This window comes from Fluctibacter corallii (assembly GCF_025751585.1).
Lineage (GTDB): Bacteria > Pseudomonadota > Gammaproteobacteria > Enterobacterales > Alteromonadaceae > Fluctibacter_A > Fluctibacter_A corallii.
In genome coordinates this window covers 24,436-45,401 of the sequence record NZ_JAOWKX010000013.1, presented here as the reverse complement: position 1 = coordinate 45,401, position 20,966 = coordinate 24,436, and the positions used below count along the sequence as shown (strand labels likewise).

The 20,966-nt window shown below is 44.2% G+C and carries 21 protein-coding genes; 13 read left to right on the top strand and 8 right to left on the bottom strand.

The window, feature by feature from the left end:
- Window positions 1-547: 547 nt before the first annotated feature.
- Window positions 548-760: a transcription antiterminator/RNA stability regulator CspE gene (gene cspE / locus OE749_RS18155; protein ID WP_263713914.1), complete on the top strand. Its 213-nt coding sequence runs from the start codon at window positions 548-550 to the stop codon at window positions 758-760.
- A 475-nt stretch (window positions 761-1,235) separates the two neighbouring features.
- Here cspE and OE749_RS18150 read toward each other — a convergent pair whose 3' ends face one another.
- Both OE749_RS18150 and OE749_RS18145 read right to left on the bottom strand, forming a co-directional pair.
- Window positions 1,236-3,047 (bottom strand): cation:proton antiporter, encoded by a 1,812-nt coding sequence (locus tag OE749_RS18150; RefSeq protein ID WP_263713913.1) that lies wholly within the window; start codon window positions 3,045-3,047, stop codon window positions 1,236-1,238.
- 137 nt (window positions 3,048-3,184) lie between these two features.
- Window positions 3,185-4,066, bottom strand: a complete 882-nt coding sequence (locus OE749_RS18145) for a LysR family transcriptional regulator (protein WP_263713912.1) — start codon at window positions 4,064-4,066, stop codon at window positions 3,185-3,187.
- Between the two features lie 111 nt (window positions 4,067-4,177).
- Here OE749_RS18145 and OE749_RS18140 point away from each other — a divergent pair, with 111 nt between their 5' ends.
- The 3 genes from OE749_RS18140 (at window position 4,178) to OE749_RS18130 (ending at window position 5,375) form a co-directional block, all read left to right on the top strand.
- Complete coding sequence (locus OE749_RS18140) at window positions 4,178-4,447, top strand: DUF2798 domain-containing protein (RefSeq protein WP_263713911.1); 270 nt, start codon at window positions 4,178-4,180, stop codon at window positions 4,445-4,447.
- 1 nt (window position 4,448) lies between these two features.
- On the top strand, window positions 4,449-5,087 hold the full coding sequence (gene tmpT / locus OE749_RS18135) for a thiopurine S-methyltransferase (protein ID WP_263713910.1): 639 nt from the start codon (window positions 4,449-4,451) through the stop codon (window positions 5,085-5,087).
- Between the two features lie 96 nt (window positions 5,088-5,183).
- Window positions 5,184-5,375, top strand: coding sequence for a YegP family protein (locus OE749_RS18130; RefSeq protein WP_263713909.1), 192 nt, complete (start codon window positions 5,184-5,186; stop codon window positions 5,373-5,375).
- A gap of 115 nt (window positions 5,376-5,490) precedes the next feature.
- Here OE749_RS18130 and OE749_RS18125 read toward each other — a convergent pair whose 3' ends face one another.
- On the bottom strand, window positions 5,491-6,159 hold the full coding sequence (locus OE749_RS18125; RefSeq protein ID WP_263713908.1) for an MOSC domain-containing protein: 669 nt from the start codon (window positions 6,157-6,159) through the stop codon (window positions 5,491-5,493).
- A gap of 154 nt (window positions 6,160-6,313) precedes the next feature.
- Here OE749_RS18125 and OE749_RS18120 point away from each other — a divergent pair, with 154 nt between their 5' ends.
- The 8 genes from OE749_RS18120 to OE749_RS18085 all read left to right on the top strand — a co-directional run bounded on the left by OE749_RS18120 (window position 6,314) and on the right by OE749_RS18085 (window position 16,162).
- Entirely contained in the window at window positions 6,314-6,880 is a 567-nt protein-coding gene (locus OE749_RS18120; protein WP_263713907.1) for an RNA polymerase sigma factor, read from the top strand.
- Window positions 6,873-7,397: a hypothetical protein gene (locus OE749_RS18115; protein WP_263713906.1), complete on the top strand. Its 525-nt coding sequence runs from the start codon at window positions 6,873-6,875 to the stop codon at window positions 7,395-7,397. The genes OE749_RS18120 and OE749_RS18115 overlap by 8 nt, the downstream gene beginning before the upstream one ends.
- Before the next feature lie 25 nt (window positions 7,398-7,422).
- Window positions 7,423-8,379, top strand: coding sequence for a DUF4097 family beta strand repeat-containing protein (locus tag OE749_RS18110; RefSeq protein ID WP_263713905.1), 957 nt, complete (start codon window positions 7,423-7,425; stop codon window positions 8,377-8,379).
- A 205-nt stretch (window positions 8,380-8,584) separates the two neighbouring features.
- Window positions 8,585-9,973: a replicative DNA helicase gene (gene dnaB, locus OE749_RS18105; protein ID WP_263713904.1), complete on the top strand. Its 1,389-nt coding sequence runs from the start codon at window positions 8,585-8,587 to the stop codon at window positions 9,971-9,973.
- Between the two features lie 100 nt (window positions 9,974-10,073).
- Entirely contained in the window at window positions 10,074-12,974 is a 2,901-nt protein-coding gene (locus tag OE749_RS18100; RefSeq protein WP_263713903.1) for an EAL domain-containing protein, read from the top strand.
- 193 nt (window positions 12,975-13,167) lie between these two features.
- Entirely contained in the window at window positions 13,168-14,007 is an 840-nt protein-coding gene (locus OE749_RS18095) for a mechanosensitive ion channel family protein (RefSeq protein WP_263713902.1), read from the top strand.
- Entirely contained in the window at window positions 14,004-14,822 is an 819-nt protein-coding gene (locus OE749_RS18090) for a magnesium transporter MgtE N-terminal domain-containing protein (RefSeq protein WP_263713901.1), read from the top strand. The genes OE749_RS18095 and OE749_RS18090 overlap by 4 nt, the downstream gene beginning before the upstream one ends.
- A gap of 14 nt (window positions 14,823-14,836) precedes the next feature.
- Window positions 14,837-16,162 (top strand): magnesium transporter, encoded by a 1,326-nt coding sequence (locus OE749_RS18085; protein WP_263713900.1) that lies wholly within the window; start codon window positions 14,837-14,839, stop codon window positions 16,160-16,162.
- A gap of 109 nt (window positions 16,163-16,271) precedes the next feature.
- Here OE749_RS18085 and OE749_RS18080 read toward each other — a convergent pair whose 3' ends face one another.
- The 5 genes from OE749_RS18080 to rsd form a co-directional block, all read right to left on the bottom strand.
- A complete protein-coding gene (locus tag OE749_RS18080; protein ID WP_263713899.1) occupies window positions 16,272-17,564 on the bottom strand; it encodes an OmpA family protein in 1,293 nt (430 codons plus the stop codon).
- Window positions 17,565-17,629: 65 nt separating this feature from the next.
- Window positions 17,630-18,061, bottom strand: a complete 432-nt coding sequence (locus OE749_RS18075; RefSeq protein WP_404828207.1) for a secondary thiamine-phosphate synthase enzyme YjbQ — start codon at window positions 18,059-18,061, stop codon at window positions 17,630-17,632.
- Window positions 18,061-18,525 carry a chemotaxis protein CheX gene (locus OE749_RS18070; protein ID WP_263713898.1) on the bottom strand — a complete coding sequence of 155 codons (465 nt, stop codon included), beginning with the start codon at window positions 18,523-18,525 and terminating at the stop codon, window positions 18,061-18,063. The genes OE749_RS18075 and OE749_RS18070 overlap by 1 nt, the downstream gene beginning before the upstream one ends.
- A 151-nt stretch (window positions 18,526-18,676) precedes the next feature.
- The gene (locus OE749_RS18065; protein ID WP_263713897.1) at window positions 18,677-19,108 is read right to left on the bottom strand and encodes a transcriptional repressor; all 432 of its coding nucleotides are present in this window, start codon (window positions 19,106-19,108) and stop codon (window positions 18,677-18,679) included.
- Window positions 19,109-19,251: 143 nt separating this feature from the next.
- Window positions 19,252-19,719, bottom strand: a complete 468-nt coding sequence (gene rsd / locus OE749_RS18060) for a sigma D regulator (protein ID WP_263713896.1) — start codon at window positions 19,717-19,719, stop codon at window positions 19,252-19,254.
- Between the two features lie 138 nt (window positions 19,720-19,857).
- Between rsd and nudC the strand changes: the two genes are divergently transcribed.
- Complete coding sequence (gene nudC / locus OE749_RS18055) at window positions 19,858-20,664, top strand: NAD(+) diphosphatase (RefSeq protein WP_263713895.1); 807 nt, start codon at window positions 19,858-19,860, stop codon at window positions 20,662-20,664.
- Window positions 20,665-20,966: the final 302 nt, after the last annotated feature.

The window sequence follows — 20,966 nt, the reverse complement described above, 5'->3', positions numbered from 1 at the left end:
TCTTAGACTATGTGTCTTACCAGACAAGCGGCCTGATAGAGTATATCCAAGAGCGGTGAGGGCAAAGCCAAGCAAATATCCTAAAAAGAAAAATGCCAGTCAGCTTAACTGACTGGCATTACGGCTTAGGCCGGGTTTTTTGTTTAAGGCTTAAGAAATTCTTGTAGAAATGCATTGGACACCCACAGGTTGTGCATTCAATGTCGAGTGGATTCTATAAAGTAGTTTGACTGCAAGAAAGCTTCTCTGTCGGCTCACCGATACGTGCGAAGGCACTTGCTTAGCGATAAGCGCGAGCAATTGGGCGTCTATGCGAAGCTGAGCCAAAAGCATGTAATTGAATTAAATATAGACAATTGGAACAAATGCCTGTATGGTGTCGGCGTCTATAGGCGTTTGTATTACTGATGTTTTGCTCTGTATTTTCTTACCTTTTCTGTCTCGAATAAGTTATAAATCTACAATCGCTCATACCTAGTTACGTAATTTCTATAGAAAATATAGTGAGTTATCACTAAAAGTTTATAATTTATTAGAGGTTTATTACATGTCAAATTCAATGACTGGCGTTGTTAAATGGTTCAACGAAGATAAAGGTTTTGGTTTCTTAACTCCATCAGAAGGTGGCAAAGACGTTTTCGTTCATTTCCGTTCTATCGCGTCTGAAGGTTACAAAACGTTGGTTGAAGGCCAAAACGTACAGTTTGACGTAGAGCAGGGAAATAAAGGCCCTCAAGCTGCGAACGTTATTGTTCTATAAGATACCTATCTCTTATATATTGTAGGTCGGGTGTCAATCCGGCCTATCTGTATCAGACTATTCCCTGTCTTCGTATTTTTCTCTTATTCTCTATTAATTCACTGTTTTGCCGACGCAATGCTTAGATCGACTTGTTGAATCTCAGTGTCTATGAAATAGAGCCCCTATTACTTCATAAGGAATGTAATCTATTGTCCTATTCTTATAACGGTAAGGAAATTACTATATTGCCACCCATTACCACTATTTCAGTTAACAAAAATAAAGTGGTATTTTCAGATGGGCTAGGCCCCAAACGTGTTCAGCTAAATAGCTCACTTGAAACACGAAATTTTTTAAACTGGTTGTACGTGAACTAAGTCCTTTCAAACACCTTAATATTGTCTATATTTTTTCGACGCCATTCTTCCAGGCATTTTTACGCTGAATCAGCGTGTTGACTCTACGCAGCTCCACCCTGTACGTTGCTCTAAAGCTAAGTTTTGCTAGGCTCTGGCTTGATTGCATCTGGGTTTATTAGGCTAATCAGTTGCGTGCCAGGTTGTATCGGTTTTTGTGATTCTTTTTTAAACGGTGAAATGCGTCCTTTGGGATCTTGCATAAATAAAGGCGTGTAGTTATTGGCATACTTTTCGTGGTATTCCTGTATGCCGAATTGCTCTGTCAGTGTGGTTTTCTTCACCACTGCGCCACTGGCAGTTAGGCTGGCAAGTTTAGAGTAGGTCAGTGCGCCAAATAAGCCTAGGCTTTTTAAGTATTTATAGTTGGGTAAGTGCGCGTCTGAGTTATTCATGTCGGCGTGATGTAAACCGAATACCCGGTCTTCGCCGAAGATGTGCTGAAAATATTGTGTAATTTGTGCGTTTAAATGCTTGTGAGGTGACAGTACTAATACGTTGCCAATACCAGTTAAGTCCATAGTGCGTTCAGCATGCGCAGAGCTCGGGTTGCCGTAATACGTGGGTATGTTTTCCATGCGTGCTGCTGAGATTGCATCCCAGTTGGTATCACAAATCTTAACGGTAATGCCTGCATTTTGTAACTCTTTTGCCAGCATACGCGCAAAGTTCTGCCCGCCAAAAATAAGATATCCAACGGGAGCAGGTTCACGTTCTCCTAAGAATTGCGCAATTTGTGTTGTGGTTAAGCTTTGAATGGTCACGGTGAAAATAATCACAAAAAATACCAGAGCTACCAGCATCTGTGCGTTTTCGTAACCTTGTTGCTCTAACTTTAATGCAAATAATGCAGAGACTGCCGCTGCAATGATGCCGCGCGGCGCCATCCAAATCACTAACCATTTTTCTTGCCATCGAAGTGACGTGCGCCATGTCGCTAAATACACGCTGATGGGGCGGGCAATTAATAAAATCACCCCGAGAAGGGCAATAGAGCCTAAGGCAATATCCGCTAATTGGTTTAAATCAACTCGCGCTGCGAGAATAATAAATAAGGCAGAAATAAGTAGAACGCTCAGGGTTTCTTTGAACTCGATGATTCTTTCAACGTCGACGTCACGCGCGTTGGCAAGCCAAACACCAATAATGGTTACGGTAATTAATCCCGCTTCGTGGGCGGCAATGTTAGCAAGTTCAAATGCGCCTAATACCATGGTGAGTACGGCAGTGTTAATGAGATAATCAGGAATGGAACCCTTTCTGAGCAAGACACTCATACCATAGCCAAATACAACACCCACTGCCACGCCAACGAGGATGGTTTGGCCAAATGTCATCAGGGTGTGCAGTGTCGCGTTTTGTGAAGAGATAATGTATTCGAACACCAAAACAGCCAAAATCGCCCCGATCGGATCGACAATAATTCCTTCCCAGCGGAGTATTTGCGACACGTTCTTGCTTGGCCTAACGGCTCGTAGCATCGGTAAGATAACGGTCGGACCTGTGACCGTAACAATGGCGCTGAAAAGAAAAGCAATTTCCCAAGAAACGCCGATAAAAAAGTGTGCTGCCGGTGCAACCACAACCCAGCCAATCAGCACGCCTAAGGTACATAATCGCGTAACGACTTTGCCATGAGCTCCGAGCTGCTTAAAATCCAGCGTGAGTGCGCCCTCGAACAGAATAATGGCGACTGAGAGTGACACCAGAGGAAATAAAAGATCGCCAAATAGCGCGTTGCTGTCTAGTACATTAAATACTGGGCCAACCATTATCCCAGTAATAAGAAGCGGTAAAATTGCAGGCAAACGTACTTTGTGCGCAAATAGCTGACAGCTAATTGACAGTAAGCCAATCAGTACCAAAAGAACGATGGGATCTAAACTCATGATTTCACTCCATGAAAGCGCAATAATAATGTTCTGACATAGTCACAATCTGCTTCACTATCTCACAGGGTTGTCATGCAATACTAGACGCTTTATTGAATAAAGTCAGACTTTTACCCAGAACTCAGCAAGCTAAGTTAGAGATGTTCGTTCAGATAATTGATAATGAAATCTCGCAGGAAGCTGGCGCGTCGTGAAAGTAAATTTCCAGTGGGCCAAACTGCATAAATGTCTCTTACTTCACCCGTCCATTCTGGCAATAGATGGATGAGTTTTCCGGCCTTGACTTCTTCCATGACCTCAGTGATTGGGAGTAGGGAAATTCCTTGGCTGTCCAAGGCCATATATTTCGCAAAACTGGTGTCGTTAAATGTATTGGCAAATCGTAAAAATAGCGACTGAGTTTGGTTTGTCGCAGTATGCGTTAAACGCCATTCTTTGGTGATGGTGGTGCCAATAATGCGATGATGCTTTAGTTGCTCAGGTGAAGACACCGTTGGGTTTTCGCTGACATACTGATTAGACGCCACCATGATTTTTGTGATTTGCCCAATCCGCTTTTGATATAGCGAAGAATCAGGTTGCGGTCCTACTCGAATGGCTAAGTCGGCTTTGCTTTTTATTATGTCTTCCATTTGATTACTTAAAATAAGTGTCAGTTGAATTTGCGGATATGCACGTGTAAAGCCTAACCACATGTTTTTCAAAATAGTGTGAGACAGATTGGTGGGCGCCAAAACCGTTAACGGCCCTTGCAAGGAGGCACTTTTGTTCGCCAAGTGTTTTTGGGTTTGCTCAAACTGAGCGACAAGTGGCGCATAGGCGTGAAATATTTCTTCGCCTTCGTGGGTGAGATCACATTGTCTGGCAGAACGGGTAAGGAGTTTAATATTAAGCTGTTGTTCAAGCCGCTGAATTCGACGTGTCACTGTTGCCGCCGGAATGTGAGTGAACCGCGCGGCTTGAGAAAAGCCGCCTTGCTCTACAACATGAACAAATAAACAAAGATCATCAAGCATAATTGCAAAAATGGAAAATAAGATTGGTTAAATGAGTGTATCAACCATTTTAGGAATCTTCTATGATGGCAACGGTAGGTAAAGGATTCACTTTAAGCTAGGAGCAAATCAATGATTCCAACTCGATATACACGCTTTGTTTTTGCCTTTGTGATGGCGTTTATCATGTCTTGTTTGATGTCGTTTTGCATTACCTTGTTCAATGTAGGGTGGATAAATGGCGTTATGGTGATTTGGTTAAAAGCCTGGGCGTTTGCTTTTGCGTTGGCTTTTCCCATCGTAGTGATTATTGCACCTTGGGTGCATGCGATCGTGAATAGGTTGGTTAAGCAGGAGCCAGCACTTGCCGCCGAAGCAGCAGAAATAAAGAAAGGAGCATAAAGTGGAAAAAGCATTTTGGATGGAGCGATGGGAGACAAACCGCATTGCGTTTCACGAGGGAGAGGTGAATGCGTATTTGGCTGCGCATTTTTCTGGGTTGCAGTTAGCTGAAGGCAGTACGGTGTTTGTGCCTTTGTGTGGCAAGACGGTTGATATGGCCTGGCTACGCTCTAGGGGCATCAAGGTTGTGGGTGCAGAACTCAGTGAGCGTGCGGTTCAAGATTTTTTTCATGAATTAGGCATATCACCTAGCGTGTCGAATTCTAGCACGCATCGTGTTTACCAAGCAGACGGCATCACCTTGTATGTGGGTGATATTTTTGAGCTTGATGCTGAGCAAATTGGTCACGTGGATGCCGTATACGACCGAGCGGCGTTAGTCGCACTGCCATTTGAAATGCGAGAACGGTATGCAAAGCACTTATTGGCGATAACAAACCACGCTAAACAATTTGTTGTGCTGTACCAATACGACGAGAATCTGATGCAGGGCCCCCCATTTTCTGTGCCGAATGAAGAACTTAAAGATTGGTATGGGCCTCATTACCAATTTGAGTTGAAAGTGAGTGCGCCCTTACCAGAAGGCATTCGAGGCACGCCTGTATTTTCAAGTGTGTGGCAACTGAATCCCGCTGTGTAACGTTGTTTTAATCGTTTGTCTTCATGCCGTGTTACTCGCGCTACAACTGAGGATGAACTACACTTATCGGTGCCTTTTTACCAAGAGGACGCAACGATGAGTGAGAAAAAAGACCGTTGGGAAGTATACGCAGACAACGACAATAAATGGCGTTGGCACCGTGTCGCCAGAAATGGAAAAGTCGTCGGAGCTGCAACAGAAGGGTATGCCAACAAGGCCGATTGCATTAATAATATGCGCCGAAATGGCTATTCACCACAAATGGGCTATAGCGAGTTAGAGCGTTAAATCTTGAACTACGCGGGTATGGCCCACAAATACTAAAACGCGCATGGACGGAAAGCCTGTTTGCTAAGACTTAACATGCGCGTTTATATTTCGAACGATTGAGCATAATGGTGAATTAGATTTGCTGAAAATCGTTTTCGCTTTCTTGCTTTGATGAAATGCGTCGCTGAATACGAGATTTCCATTCTGGATCAAGGCCACCGGCCTCTAACGCTTGACGTAAATTGTCGATAGACGCATCAACACCATTCATTAAGGTGACAAAGCGCTTTACGCTCAATGAGGGGTTAGGGCGTTCAATGAGTGTAATGGTATCACCTATTCGCATCGTGCCGTTCTCTAATACTCGGTAGTACCAACCGGTAATGCCTTTTTCTTCGATGAAGGCTTCGATATCGGGCACTTCTAACTTGGCACCAATCTTCCAGCAGGGTTTTCTCGGTGAACTTACTTGTACTTTAATGTCACCTAATTGATAGATATCACCAATGAATACGTTATCGTCACGCATGTCTGTGCTACTAATGTTTTCACCGATTGCGCCAGGGCAAAAGCGTTTGTGAAAAAGTGGATAGCGCTTCATTAATGCCTCATAACCTGACAGCGCATACTGGTGTAATGCTTTTTCCGGGCCACCGTGAAAGCGCTTGTCTGCCTGGATATCATTGGTCATGCCAAGCTCATTGACTTGCGCTTCTTGAATCGGGGATTTGTAGATCCCTGATTTTTTGCCCTGTGGTCCAAGTGGCCGCAGCGAACCTGCGAATAAGCCTGTAATATGCATGTCCTTGTGTCTCCAGTGAGTATCTAAATCGCGTTGTACTGTTACTATGATGGGAGGGAATGTACGTCGGGTCAAAATATTTTTTTGCGCCTTTAAACCTTTCTGATTTACCCTGCGACTCATCTTCTAAACAACAAGCAAGAATACGAACCCATTGAATACACAAGGAAATGTTGTCTCTGCTGAAGAAGCGTTTGCCAAAAAAGCCGAACGTGACTTGATTTCAGCGGTGAAAAACGGCGACAAACAGGCATATAAACAACTCTATGAGTTGCACGTTGGTCAGGTGTATAGCCTGTGTTTGCGACTGACAAGCGACAAGGGGCTTGCGGAAGACGCTACGCAAGAAGTGTTTATTCAGCTGTGGCGTAAAATAGCCAATTTTAATGGCGAGAGTAAGTTTTCTACGTGGCTGCACAGCGTGACATCGAATATTACGATCTCATACATGCGCCGCCAAAAAGGCTGGTTTCAAAGAATGTTTAACATTGAAGACTCTGAAGCCATGCATTATGAAGCGTCAGCATCAACCGATGCGGTTGATTTAGATAGTTACATCAGCCGATTACCTGAACGCGCACGGATTGTTTTTGTGCTCCATGCGATTGAAGGTTATCGACATGAAGACATCGCGCAAATGACGAATATGGCAGTGGGCTCCAGTAAAGCCCAGTTTCATCGGGCAAAGCAATTGTTACAAGAGTGGATGGGCTATGAGTAATCAAGATTTTGAGCGCCAGTTGGCTTCGCAAATTGCCCAGCTGGATAAGCAGAAACAACCGGAACGTGACCTTTGGCAGGGTATTGAATTGTCGTTGGCGAAAGATCAGGCCGAGCCTCAGCCACGGAAACAAGCCGGGAATACGGTGATATTACGACAAACCTCAACGTGGGTAGCGATGGCAGCAACATTTGCTTTTGTGGGGGTACTGAGCTGGTTTACGCTTAATCAGCCCGCACCGCAATCTTCACCCGATATGATGGACGTTGCGATGACGTTGAGCCAGCAACATGAAGCGCAAAAGCAGGCGCTGTTGGTACGCTTTGAAGACCAGCCGGCTCTGACCCAAAATTGGCAGCAGCAACTCGCCGAATTAGATGAAGCCGCTAAAGCGATAAAAGCGGCACTGGCACAAGACCCGAATAATATTGCACTACTTAAAATGTTGCAGCATGTACACCAGCAACAAATTGATTTGATCGAAACAGTGCACGCGCCAAAGTGGCAACAGATTTAATTCCTGATAGTGAAAGGATAAGAGTATGAAATACATGTTAATGGGAATCGGATTGTTTAGCGCAGCCTTTTTGGCTGGCGCGGGCGAAAAAATCGATGAAACACTAGAAGTTGAGATGCATTCCCACATAAAGATAGAGCACCTAGGTGGCTATGCGAAAATTATCGGCTGGGACAAATCTTCCGTGCGCGTAGTAGGAGAGCTTGGCGACCGAACTGAAGAGTTTATTTTTCGTAAACGCGGAGATGATGTACTGATCAAAGTGGAAGTAGAGCGTAGCCGAAATAGCTGGAAAAATTGGTCCTCAGATGACGGCGACGAGCTTGAAATTTATCTACCTATTTCAAGCAGCATCAAGTACTCCTCAACCAATGCGAATGTGGAAGTGAATGATGTGCAAGGTGGAGCGAATGTAGAAACGGTTAATGGCACTATCTTAGCGTCTAAACTGGCAGGCCGTGTGCGCTTAGAAGCAGTGAATGGCTCGGTGGAAGCAAAGGATATCTCTGGCCCATTAAAAATGGAAACCGTTAATGGCGATATCAAAGATCGCAGCGACAATACCCATGAGAGCAAATACGAAACCGTGAATGGCGATATTTTGGTTTTCACGCGTTCAACGAGTATCAACGCTGAAACGGTGAATGGCGATATTGAAATGTCTCTTGATAATATCGATGATCTGAACGTGGATACCGTAAATGGTAGTATCGATGCCCGCTTTACTGCGTTGAATAAAAAGGCTGATATAAGGGCGTCTTCAGTTGGCGGTGCAATTTCACTGTATTTTGATAACAACGTGTCTGCACGTTTTGATATTGAAGCGCATGCGGGTGGGCGCATTATTAATAACCTTACCAATAATGCGCCATCGAAAGCCAAGTATGGGCCACGCCGCTGGCTAGAGTTTTCTAAGTCGGGCGGCGACGCTTCGGTAAAGGTATCCACCGTTCATGGACGCGTAAGAATAGACAAAAAATAAGGTAAGGATGCTACATCGTAAAGTGAAGTCATCATTTTAATCACTGAAATACTTAACATAAACACCGCTCATGGATAGCGGTGTTTTTCATTGTTGGCGCGATGCTATTTAAAATCCTGCGCGAACACGGATGCTGCCCTATTATTTCGACTGAAATTGACGCATAATTAGCGTCTTCCCATTAGTGAATTTGATTGTTGAAATCGTGAAAGTAGTTTCTCAGAAAAGCAGCGACGAGAAGGTCGAAAATCTAAAAATACCTCCCCATTCTATCGAGGCAGAGCAATCGGTACTGGGTAGTATGCTGATTGCGCCTGACTCTTGGGATAAAGTCGCTGAAGTCGTCGTTGAAACGGATTTCTATAATCGTTCTCACCAGCTTATTTACAAATCAATACTGGGCTTGCTCGCGAATAACCAGCCTGTTGACATGATCACCGTGTCTGAAGAGCTGGAACGTCAGAATAAACTCGAAGAGGCGGGTGGCTTTGCTTATCTTGGTGAACTAGCCAAAAATACTCCCAGTGCGGCCAACGTGGTGGCCTACGCCAATATTATTAAAGAGCGTGCGATTACGCGTGAACTAATTGGCGTAGCCCATGAAATTGCTGAAACTGGGTACAATCCCGACGGCAAGAACAGTTCGCAAATTTTGGACATGGCCGAAAGCAAAGTGTTTGAAATTGCTGAAAAGCGTTCTGGCAACAGCGAAGGGCCACAAGAAGTTGAACTGGTGTTAGGTAAAACCATCGATCGCTTGGAAGCGTTGATTAAAACCAACAAAGAAGTGACTGGGGTATCAACGGGTTATACCGACCTTGATAAAAAAACCAGTGGCTTGCAACCGTCTGATTTGATTATTGTTGCCGCACGTCCGTCGATGGGAAAAACCACGTTTGCCATGAACTTGTGTGAAAACGCAATGTTGCTGGAAGAAAAGCCTGTGTTGGTCTTTAGTCTGGAGATGCCGGCAGAACAAATTATGATGAGGATGCTGGCGTCGTTAAGTCGGGTAGACCAAACCAAAATTCGTACCGCGCAATTAGATGATGAAGATTGGGCGCGTATTTCGAATACCATGGCGATGCTAAAAGACAAAGATAACCTGTTTATTGACGACTCATCGGGTTTAACACCAATGGAAGTGCGAACACGCGCACGTAAGCTTGCACGTGAACGTGGCGGTATTAGCATGATCATGGTGGACTATTTGCAGTTAATGCAAGTGCCTGCATTAGCTGATAATCGTACATTAGAGATTGCTGAGATTTCTCGCTCTTTGAAAGCCCTCGCAAAAGAACTCAAAGTACCTGTAGTGGCGTTGTCACAGCTGAACCGTAGTTTGGAGCAACGTGCTGATAAACGCCCAGTTAACTCAGACTTGCGTGAATCAGGCTCTATCGAGCAGGATGCCGACTTGATTATGTTTATTTACCGAGATGAAGTGTATCACGAGAACAGTGAGCTAAAAGGTATCTCGGAAATCATTCTAGGTAAGCAGCGTAACGGCCCAATTGGTACTGTCAGATTGACATTCCAAGGGCAATTCTCGCGTTTTGATAATTACGCGGGTCCTGCCTTTGTGGAAGAATAAGTATATTTAAATATACGAAATGGTTGAGCAATGGAATGCCTTTAGTGTATAACTGTCTTACCTTTCCCATATAATAAAAATAAGCCGTAAAGGGATTTTCGTGGTTCGCCTCATTGCGTTTTTTTTCGTTTGCCTACTTAGCTTTTCTTGCAAAGCGTATGATTCCGCATCCTCTGTAGATATTGGCGTATTGAATGGTGGAGCGGTTGAGCTTAATGGCATCATGTACGAGGCGAGTGAAAATCAATGTGATGATGTCACGGTGTATACCGTTAGGCAGTGCAATGCCCTGAGATCGGTGCGTGTTCATTCACCTAATTACGGCTTTATGGCAGACGTTAAATGGTTTGTCTTCTCGGTACACAATAGCAGTCATGAACGACAGCTCGCTTATGTAGAAATCAATCATCCGCTTCTGGATTACATTGATTTTTATCATGTAGACGACCAAAATCGTTTACTCAAGGTTGTCAAAACCGGCGATAAATTGCCTTTTCATGAGCGTCCCGTTAAGCATCCGGCTTTTACTTTTCCCATTGAGCTTGCACCTAACGAAAAGCGAGATATTCGAATTCGTGTAGACACCCTATCGTCTATGCAAATCCCAATTAAAATCTGGCATCCTGATGATTATGTGAGCTTTCTCAGCTTTGAGTTATTGGTGTTTGGCTTGTTTATTGGTGCGATGGTGCTAATGGCCCTGTACAACTTTTTGTTGTTCTTCTCTACGCTGGACAAAGCCTATCTACTGTTTGCACTAACGTTGTTCTTTTATGCATTGGTACAAACGGATCTTACAGGTATCAGCTATGCCTATTTATGGCCTCAAGCGGTAGAGTGGAATGACAAAAGCTTGTACGTGATGGGCAGCTTGGCGCTGATTCATCTTGTGATGTTTGCTTATTATTTTCTAAATTTGGCCGAAAATAGCACCTTTACGCGATTACTCGTCAAAGCCGTAACTGGCTTCTCGTTACTTGGCCTGTGTATCACCCCGTTTGTGCCAAATCACTACTTGGTTGTATCCCTTGCTGTGAGCATCGCTGCGGTGCCTGTGGCCGTTTACTTCAAAGCAGCAGCGCTATTTATTAAGGGCTATACGCCAGCTCGCTACTTTTTGCTTGCCTTTTCATTTTTTGTGGTGTCGATTTGTATATTCATTTTGAATAAATTTGGTGTGTTACCACGTACTTGGTATACCGAGTATTCTTTTCATATCGGCGCAGCGGGCGTGGTGAGCTTACTTTCATTGGCGTTGGCAGATCGCGTGAATCAAGAAAAAAGAGCGCGTGAAAGCGCTCAAACAAAAGCCATTGCAACGCTCAAAAAATTCGAGGAGCTTTATCAGAACTCGTCAGAAGGTCTGTTTCGTCTGAATATGAAAGGGGACTTTATTGCTGCTAACAACACCATGCTGGCGCTGCTAAACGAACCTCACATAGATATGCTTAAGCAGGATGTGTCGAACATTCGGGCGTTAACGCTGGAAGAAAATGATTTACTCGCAGACGTGCTAGAGCACGACCATGTCATGATGGATCTAGAGTTACAGCCTGTTGATAAACCACCTTTTTGGGCGCAACTGCGTTTACGTAAAGTGCTCGATCCGCTTGAAAAAACCCATATTATCGAGGGGTCGGTGGTAGATATTAGTGAGCGCAAGCGAAGCGAAGAGCAGCTAGTGTATTTGGCTAAGGTCGACCAACTAACCGGCTTATGTAATCGGAATGCATTTCAAGAAGCGCTTTACAGTGTTATCCATGAAACTCGCCATCAATGCGGTCAGCATGCGCTTTTTTATATTGACCTTGATAGGTTTAAGCTAGTTAACGACACCTGCGGACATCATGCGGGCGATGAATTGCTTAAGCAATTGGCGACGATGTTTAAATCGCTGTTCTCTGAATCAGCATGTTTGGCACGCATTGGCGGCGATGAATTTGCAATTATTATGCGTAATCTAGGGCGTGATGCATGTGAAGCTTTAGCCAGCGATGTTCAACGTCATCTGGCAAGGTATCGGTTTACGTGGGATGAAAAGCATTTTGATGTGGGGGCCAGCATCGGTATTGTGCCGATTAATAAGTACGCACAAAGCGTGGCTATTTTAATGAATAAAGCCGACTCCGTTTGCATGATGGCAAAAGAATTAGGGCGCAATCGTTTTGTGTATATGGATGAAAACGAAGAAGATGTGCGTCGCCAGATGACGGCAAAAAATATGCTGCTAACGATTCATGAAGCCATTGAGAACAGTCGCTTTGTTTTGTTCAGACAAAAGATTGAGTCACTTCATGATGCCTCATTCAATGGGTTTGAAGTGCTGATTCGCATGCATCATGAAGGTGGGCTGTTAATGCCAGGCGCTTTTATTGATACTGCCGAACGCTACAATGTGATGGTTAATATAGATAAATGGGTGATTAGCGCATTAGTAGATGAACTCAATCGCCACCCTGATCTGCTGGCTCGTTTAGACATGGCCACGGTGAATCTTAGCGCCCAGACCTTGTCGGATAGAAACTTTTTGCCTTATTTGCTCGACTTACTTGAGGCGCATCCTCACATTAGTCAAAAGCTCTGTTTTGAACTAACAGAAAGTGCCGCGCTTAATAATTTGTCAGAGTCATCAGAGCTTGTCGTGCAAATGAAGTGTTTAGGCGCTAAGTTTGCAGTGGATGATTTTGGCAGTGGTTATGCGTCATATAATTATCTTACCAAGCTCCCCGTAGATTTTGTCAAAATTGATGGCTCGTTTTGTTTGAACATTGAAAATGATCCGGTGAATCAAATGGTCGTTCGGTCAATCACCGAAATTGCTCATACTATGGGAATCAAAGTGATCGCCGAGTTTATTGAGAACGAAGCCGCTTTGAATTGCCTCAAGGAGATTGGCGTTGATTTTGTTCAAGGGTATTTCATTGAGAAGCCCGTGCCAATGTTAAGCCAACCGCAACTTTCTTCAGCGGATAAGACGCCCATTCCTTTTTATTCCACCTAAAATAATTTCTCGTCAAATCAACTTCTTATACTACACTGAAGTAAGCACCGGGCAGTCCGAAAGTCTCTCTTCGGGCACCTGTAACAGTCTGAAATGTGGAGTAAAAAATGACAAACGGATTGCTAAGTAAGCCGCTTCGTGGAGCGCGTGCTAAGCCTGCAACTTATCGTCATGACTCAAAGGATACACAGTCATGAGCACACCAAACTGGCAATCTGCTCTGGAGCAAAGTTACGAGCAACTGATTGCTTACCTACTGACTTACACACCAAATCTATTTGGCGCGGTCATATTGTTGTTTATTGGTTGGGTTGTGGCGTGGTCATTATCTCGGTTAACGCAAACATTACTTAAATTGTCTAGTCGCTTAGTCTCGCGATTTTCGTCAAGTCTGTTTTCCGAAAAAATCAGTGAAATTAAACCTTCTCACGCCTTAATTGTGAGCAGAACTATTTTCTGGCTCGTGATGTTGTTCTTTGTCGCTGCGGCAACGTCGAATCTAGGCTTGGATTTCTTTGCTACTTGGATAAGCCAATTGCTTGCTTATGTACCGCGCTTATTGGCTGGCATTGTAATTATCTTTGGTGGTTACCTGTTAGGCAGTGTCATTAGCGTAATGGCGCAAGCTGCGGCAGAAACTGCGGGGTTCAAGCGTAGTCAATTGATTGCAAACGTGAGTAAGCTTGCTGTGATTTTCACCGCTATGGTAGTAGGTATCGAGCAGCTAGGCATCAATTTGCAATTCGTTACCAATCTGGTGATTGTTGTCAGTGGCGTCATGGTTTTTGGTGTATCGCTCGCATTTGGGTTAGGCAGCAAAGATTTAGTTGCAAACATCTTGGGCGCGCGTCAGTGCAAAGCGCATTTTCGCGTAAATGAACGGGTGAGAATGGGTGATACTGAGGGCACCTTAATTCAAGTTACAGCCACGATGATAGTGCTCGAAACAGACGAGGGGCGCGCCATATTACCTGCCAGACACTGCATGGAGTCAATCACGCATGTTGATTTAGGCAAGCAGGAGGGGCAATGAATAGCGCAGACAAAAAACTGGCGATTGCTTTTTTAAAAGAAGAGCCTGCTGCTGCCGCCCATCGATTGGAGCAAATTCCAGAACCGCAAGTGATTGCCGTGTTAACGGCTGCGCCTGCTGCGATAGCGGCAGATGTGTTCAAGTTTATGTTACCCAGTATTGCTGCCAGCGTTATTCAGGATATGGCAGATGACTATGTTACGCCGCTATTTGTAGAAATGACGGTGACAGATTTAAGTCAGATATTGCGTTTAATGCCAGTATCTACACGAACTCAGAAGTTGTCTTTACTGCCCGCTAAAAAACGTGTTCGGTGTGAAACCCTGATTCACTATCCTTCTTATACGGTGGGGGCGTTGGTGGAAACAGATGTACTCACCTTTGATGCAAAGATGACCGTGGAAGAAGCTAGCATTCGTGCGAAGAAGCGCGCGTTTCCCAATGCAAAGACCTTGTATGTGCTAAGTAAAGATCGTCATCTTATTGGTAGCTTGTCTATTTACGATCTTATACGTGCTCCGAATAACGCGCTAGTTGCAGATATTATGACGCATCCACCTATGGTGCTGAGCGGCTACACAGAACAAAGTGCAGCGTTGGGAATGCCCGTTTGGGAAAACAGTGATGTGAGCGCGGTGGTAAATCGAAAAAATGCCTTTGTGGGCGTGGTTTACCATCATGCGCTTCGTAATGCGATTAACTTGCAGGCAAGCCGTAAACAAAAAGAGCATTCAATCGGTGTTGCTCTGATCAACGCATACGGTGCCGTGCTCGCCAATCTTGTTGATGAAGTGACGTTCTTGTCTAGTGATTAATCTCGGGAGTTCTCATGTCTGCTAATGAAGCGGTGTTAGACCAAGCCACGTTTGAACTAACTCAGACGTTTATTAAACGTTATCCAGGTAAAAGTGCACGTTTTTTGGAGCGAATGTCTGCACCGGAAGCCGCACAAATTTTACAATGTCAGCCAGTGTATTTAGTGGCGATTGTGTGGCGATTTTTACCTGCTAGTTCTGCCGATGATATCTTTGTCGCACTTGATAGCAGCTTCGGTACCGACTTAATGTCGCAATTGGACATCCATATCGCTGCAACATTAATGGGGCGGTTAGATGAAGATACTAGACACAACGTTATGGCAACATTAAGCGAATCTCTTCAGCAGGAAATCGCAGACTTGCTTGTGTACCCAGACAATACTGCAGGCAGAATGATGACGACCCACGTTCATGCCTTTAGCGGCGGTATGCGGGTAAAGGATGTGTTGCAACACATTAAACACCGAAAACTACATAGCCAGGATGTGTTGTTCGTTTTGGACGCCGAACAGCATTTAGTGGGTGAAGTGGAGTTGCATCAATTGATTCAAAGCAGTGCAAATGCTCGGTTAGAGGAGATTGCATCTGACGTTAAAACTACCCTCAATGCTTTAGACAGTAATGATGAAGTGGTCGAAAAGTTTGAAGCATACCGAGGTTCTGCGTTGGCGGTGTTGAATTTGCATCGCCAATTGGTGGGAATGATACGTTTTATTGATGTATACCAAACTACCAAAGAAGATTTAGCCACAGACATGCAAACCATGGTTGGGGTAAGCAAGGAAGAGCGGGCACTGTCAACGAGCTGGTTTTCTGTGAAAAAACGTTTACCTTGGTTGCAGGTTAATTTATTAACAGCCTTTGCTGCGGCATCCGTCGTTGGTGCTTTTGAAGGACTCATTTCTGAAATTACGGCGCTGGCCATTTTGCTGCCAGTGGCCGCGGGGCAGTCTGGAAATGCGGGAGCACAAGCTTTAGCTGTGACGATGCGCGGATTAACCTTGCGTGAAATTACCACGCGCCATTGGTCAAAAGTACTATCAAAAGAGATGATGACAGGACTGTTAAATGGTTTAGCGGTTGCTATTACCTGTGCCCTAGGTGTGTATGTGTGGAGTCAATCATTGGGGCTAACTGCGGTGATTGCAATTGCGATGGTGGTGTCTTTAACTATTGCGTGTAGTGCTGGTGCGCTAGTGCCCATTATTTTAAAAAAATCGGGGCTCGATCCTGCGCAATCTTCGTCTATTGTGTTGACCACTGTTACGGATATTGCGGGCTTTATGTCATTTCTTGGTATTGCATTGCTGCTTTCAGATTATCTGCCTAGAGGGTAGCGTGAGATGCAGAAAAGCCAGCTTAAGTCATTAAGCTGGCTTTTTTACTTAGACACTTCATATAAATATATCTGAAGTGTTAGCGTGCGCTCACTTTAAGAGGTGATGCTTAACGCTTGAGTTTTACCTTTTCATTGGCTGTAACCACCGCTTCGATGCGTCGGTTAACGCGATGTGCTTCGCTCGTGTTAGACGTATCAAGTAAACGAGATTCACCATACCCAATCGTTTTTAGTCGAGCTGCATCAATGTTATAAATCTCGCTTAATAGGACTTTAACGGCTTTTGCACGACGGTCTGATAAATCCATATTATAGGCCTCAGAGCCTGGCGCAGAAGTGTGGCCTTCTATTGTTGCAACTGTATTGGGAAAGCGCTTCATAAAGTCAGCGAATTCTTTAATTTTTGACGCGTCTGGATTTCCAATAACGGCACTTTCGTGTGCAAAAAGTATCTCTAAGGTTTCGCGTACTTCTTTTTCCATAAAGATACTGCAACCCGTAACATCGACTTTATCGGTTAGTGGCGTATTCGGGCATTTATCATTGGCATCTAATACGCCATCTTGGTCGCTGTCTAGAGATAATGCACAGCCTTTTTTACCTACCTTTGTACCTTTGGGAGTATTTGGGCATTTATCTGTGGCATTTGGTACGCCATCACCATCAGCATCAGATGGACATCCACGTTCGTTTACACTCATACCTGCGGGGGTGTCGGGGCACGCATCTTTCTCATCGGTTACTCCGTCTTTATCAGAATCAAGCGGACAGCCGTTACTATCTACTGCGGTACCAAGAGGGGTGTTAGGACATTGGTCATAGCCATTATCTACGCCATCTCTGTCATCGTCTGCAGTGTCAGAGCGGGTTGGTATGTCTCCAGTTGTATAAGCGAGTCCTAACTTAAAACCAACATCTCTGTGGCTTTCGCCAAAGTCATGATACACAGCCGCTTCACTGACAAGTACCCATTTTTCTGACAATTTCCAATGTCGGCCTAGTCCGAGGTTGAGTAATTTATGATCGTTGCCGTAAGTGGCAAACTTTAGGCCCGAAAAGAGGAATGTGGCACTGTCGTTAACAAAATACAAAGCGTCAACGCCATAGCGTGTGCCTTCGTCATTAAAATCTGTGATGCCAGCTGCCCGAGAAAAATCAATATCGAGTTTAACTTTTGAAACTTCAAAGCGCGCAGCCCAGTCTGGAGCAAAACGGTAGCCAAATTCGGCACCGTAGCCTTCACCATCATCTAGATATCCATTAGGAAGAGGCTTGTCACCGTCTGGGTTATAATATTCGAAAAAGCCACCAACCCAACTGTTGCCCTCACTTTTTTCGCTAGCGGCGGCAACTGAAGTGATACCTAGTAAAATGGAAGAAAGCAAAAGCTTCTTAAACATGCTCATGTCCTCATTGTGTGTACTGAATTCCTTCGTGTACTGATACAGCTAGTGACACGACCTTATTATTCTTGGTTGATATTTCCGTTTAACGTTGCAACGATGCTACGTTGTCCGCCATGATTGCGGTGCTCACCCAGATAAATTCCCTGCCATGTACCTAGCATTAATTTCCCGCTTCCGATGGGTATCGTCAGGCTGTGTCCGAGCAAACTGGCTTTGAGGTGCGCGGGCATATCATCGGATCCCTCATAGGTATGGGTGTAGTACGGCATATCTTCAGGCACTAAATGCGAAAAATGGCGCTCAAAATCTGCTCTTACCGTAGGATCGGCGTTTTCGTTGATAGTGAGACTAGCACTGGTGTGCTGAATAAAGAGTTCTAGCACACCAGTGTCGTAATAGCTTATCTGGGGTAGCTGGCTTACCACCTCTGATGTGATTAAATGAAAGCCCCTAGCTTTAGGAGGAATATGAATAATAGTTTGTTGCCACATTATCTATCAAAACATATTTCTAGATAGGCAAAGCCCCATTCGCTGGCAAATGGCATAATGACTTTCGGGCCATCAACCTGGTGTGTGATAGTGTGTCCTTTACCCGTAACAATCACTGGCGTCGCCATACCAAATTCGTAGCCTTTGTCGGCTAATTCACTTTTTGCGCCGCCGCAAATCATGTTGGTGATTTCGCCTACCATATCGGTGACTTCTGCATCTAATGATGCAGGCCGTTCTCCTACCATGCGCTCCATGATTTCCAACGCAAGTTGTTCTTCGAAGGTGATGGACAATGAGCCCTTAACCTGCGGCCCAACCATGCCAATCAAACCAGATACATCGCCACGCGCTTGCTCGTCGGTTTTACGCTTTGGTTTGCCTGGCTTAAGTTCTGTTTGAGCCATGGTCTTCAGCACATTCATCAGTGATGAGATAAATGGGTTGATAAATTCAACATTCATATTCTGGAATAATCCTCACAACATTGCGATGGGATACGACGATAGATTTATGTGCTACAAAACACTAGTCAGCTTTTCCGCATCTTTCCAATGATACAACCTTTCACTTATTGAAACGGTATTTTCAATTTACCTGCTCGTCAGTTATTTTCTACTGACACGCAGAGCAGGTTCCATGTGCTTCAATAGTTTGTTTCGTTACTTTAAACCCGTGACTTGCTGCTTGATTGTCTAGGGTTTCTTTTAATCCCGCAGACTGTATTTCTCTGACCTCTCCACACTTATCGCAAATAAGGAATTGCACAGGGTGATTACAGTCAAAGTGATGGCAAGCCACAAATGCATTGGTTGACTCCAACCGATGAATCAGGCCAAGTTCCATCAAAAAATCAAGTGTTCTGTATACAGTAGCAGGCTTTGCGCTCGATTCGGTTTCTTTTAAACTATCGAGCAATTCATAAGCGCCCACAGACCCCTGTTGGCGCAATAGCAATTCATACACTTTTTCACGTAAGTGTGTGAATCTAGCGCCTTTCTTTTCACAGAACGCTTTCGCTTTGTCGACTTGTGTTGCTACTGTCATACTTGAATTTTAGATCTCTTTTATTGCTAGTTTAGCATAAACATAAATAGGGATAAGTTTGAAAAGGGTAACGATAGAATCAGGGCGTGTAAAGGGTAATCATCTATCAATCACAGCGATTCAATCGAAACGTGAAACTTCACTTAGCTTTGTTCAACAGACAATTCATACAGGGCTTGAATCAGTATGTCTTCCAACCCAAACCGCTGTTCCATACTTTGCCCTAGCATGGAAAGCGCAGTATCGAAGGTTTTCCAATTCGGATTCTCTGATGTAAACATATCATTAAAGGCCAGTGCGTCGTCGGTACTTTGTGACAATTCAGGCAATATATTTTGGCATTTTTTTTGTGTGTGAGCGTCTGCTGCTAACGCATCTAGCATGTGATCATAGACTTCAAAATGCCCTGTTGATACGTAATCTACTAACGCTTCGCAGAAGGATAACGTTTGCTCTTCTGATGGGAGTGGCTTTTGCTTTTGAGAAGAAGAAGTGAGGCCTGAAAGCTCACAAAACAAAACGAGTAATCGCTTTCGTGCAGCGAGCCATCTGTCAATCAGATGACTTTCACCACCCCAATTTGCTTGACTAATTTCGATTTGGTTGAGCATCTCGCCGTCTCCTTTATGATGAGAGGCTATATTTTAATCAAAGTATAACAGTAAAATGATAAAATAAATAAAGACCTTTTATACCATAGTGTTAGAGCATGTTATGGTTAGCATTCTACTGCTTAGAAAGGACACAACATGATTAGGCCTGTTAATCAACTACGAAAAGAGCAGGAAGCCTACTGGATAATTTTTTCGAAAGACAAAATAGTCAGTCGAGGTGATATGCCCGCATTAATTCTCGCGAGCTGGCATGAGTTACCAATGATTCACCGTCACTCCGAGCAATTGATTCATGTTGGAGAGCTTAATCATACGCCTTGCTTTGCAGTGGATATGGGATTCGAAGACACAAATGACTCTGCCTTGAGACTGCATAGTTTAAGGGCATTTTTAACGCAGGGTAAAGATCGCTATTTTGAGCTGGCCGCCAGAGCTTGGCAGCAAATATTATTCTTACGTACACACAAATACTGCGGGCAATGTGGTAGTCGCATGCGAGTAATAGATTGGGAGCTTGCTACACATTGCGATACCTGTAAACACCGTTGTTATCCTCGTATCTCACCGTGCATTATCGTCGCGATTAAAAAAGGTGATCACATCTTACTTGCTCAAGGACCTAGTCAGCGTGAACGAGGTATGTTTTCTACGCTAGCAGGCTTTGTTGAAAGTGGTGAGAGCCTTGAAAATGCAGTGCACCGAGAAGTGATGGAAGAAGTGGGTATTCGCGTTAAAAATCTGCGCTATTTTGGCAGCCAGCCTTGGCCATTTCCACATTCACTGATGGTGGGCTACTTAGCTGAGTACGACAGCGGCGAAATTCAGGTTGATGGACATGAAATACTAGAAGCCAATTGGTATTCAAAAGCGACATTGCCAGTTGTTCCGCCGGAGTTTTCTATTGCAGGAAAACTTATAACAGCTGCCCTCAATAATGAATAAGTGATGATTCATTATATTTGCAGTTTGTGTGGTTATCACACTGTAGAAATAAAAAAGCCCTACCGAGGCAGGGCTTGAATTTCATTAGCGTGGAGGTCTCGTTAATCGAGCTTCTTTATTGTTATAATCTCACTAGCGCAGTAGTTTTATAGCAAAGGTTATTGCAAAAGTGCAAGCTTTTATTTGCATAAAACTCGTTAAATTATGCAAAATATTGCATAGATCAAAGAATCTATTGTTATTTTTCTTAACGTTACCATCTAAGGCCGTTTTGGTATAAACTTGCCCGAATTCACTGGATG

Bases quoted from the DNA above. Each gene is read 5' to 3' on its own strand.
- cspE (WP_263713914.1), top strand. From the start codon at position 548: ATGTCAAATTCAATGACTGGCGTTGTTAAATGGTTCAACGAAGATAAA.
- OE749_RS18150 (WP_263713913.1), bottom strand. From the start codon at position 3,047: ATGAGTTTAGATCCCATCGTTCTTTTGGTACTGATTGGCTTACTGTCA.
- OE749_RS18145 (WP_263713912.1), bottom strand. From the start codon at position 4,066: ATGCTTGATGATCTTTGTTTATTTGTTCATGTTGTAGAGCAAGGCGGC.
- OE749_RS18140 (WP_263713911.1), top strand. From the start codon at position 4,178: ATGATTCCAACTCGATATACACGCTTTGTTTTTGCCTTTGTGATGGCG.
- OE749_RS18130 (WP_263713909.1), top strand. From the start codon at position 5,184: ATGAGTGAGAAAAAAGACCGTTGGGAAGTATACGCAGACAACGACAAT.
- OE749_RS18125 (WP_263713908.1), bottom strand. From the start codon at position 6,159: ATGCATATTACAGGCTTATTCGCAGGTTCGCTGCGGCCACTTGGACCA.
- OE749_RS18115 (WP_263713906.1), top strand. From the start codon at position 6,873: ATGAGTAATCAAGATTTTGAGCGCCAGTTGGCTTCGCAAATTGCCCAG.
- OE749_RS18110 (WP_263713905.1), top strand. From the start codon at position 7,423: ATGAAATACATGTTAATGGGAATCGGATTGTTTAGCGCAGCCTTTTTG.
- OE749_RS18095 (WP_263713902.1), top strand. From the start codon at position 13,168: ATGAGCACACCAAACTGGCAATCTGCTCTGGAGCAAAGTTACGAGCAA.
- OE749_RS18090 (WP_263713901.1), top strand. From the start codon at position 14,004: ATGAATAGCGCAGACAAAAAACTGGCGATTGCTTTTTTAAAAGAAGAG.
- OE749_RS18085 (WP_263713900.1), top strand. From the start codon at position 14,837: ATGTCTGCTAATGAAGCGGTGTTAGACCAAGCCACGTTTGAACTAACT.
- OE749_RS18080 (WP_263713899.1), bottom strand. From the start codon at position 17,564: ATGTTTAAGAAGCTTTTGCTTTCTTCCATTTTACTAGGTATCACTTCA.
- OE749_RS18075 (WP_404828207.1), bottom strand. From the start codon at position 18,061: ATGTGGCAACAAACTATTATTCATATTCCTCCTAAAGCTAGGGGCTTT.
- OE749_RS18070 (WP_263713898.1), bottom strand. From the start codon at position 18,525: ATGAATGTTGAATTTATCAACCCATTTATCTCATCACTGATGAATGTG.
- OE749_RS18065 (WP_263713897.1), bottom strand. From the start codon at position 19,108: ATGACAGTAGCAACACAAGTCGACAAAGCGAAAGCGTTCTGTGAAAAG.
- rsd (WP_263713896.1), bottom strand. From the start codon at position 19,719: ATGCTCAACCAAATCGAAATTAGTCAAGCAAATTGGGGTGGTGAAAGT.
- nudC (WP_263713895.1), top strand. From the start codon at position 19,858: ATGATTAGGCCTGTTAATCAACTACGAAAAGAGCAGGAAGCCTACTGG.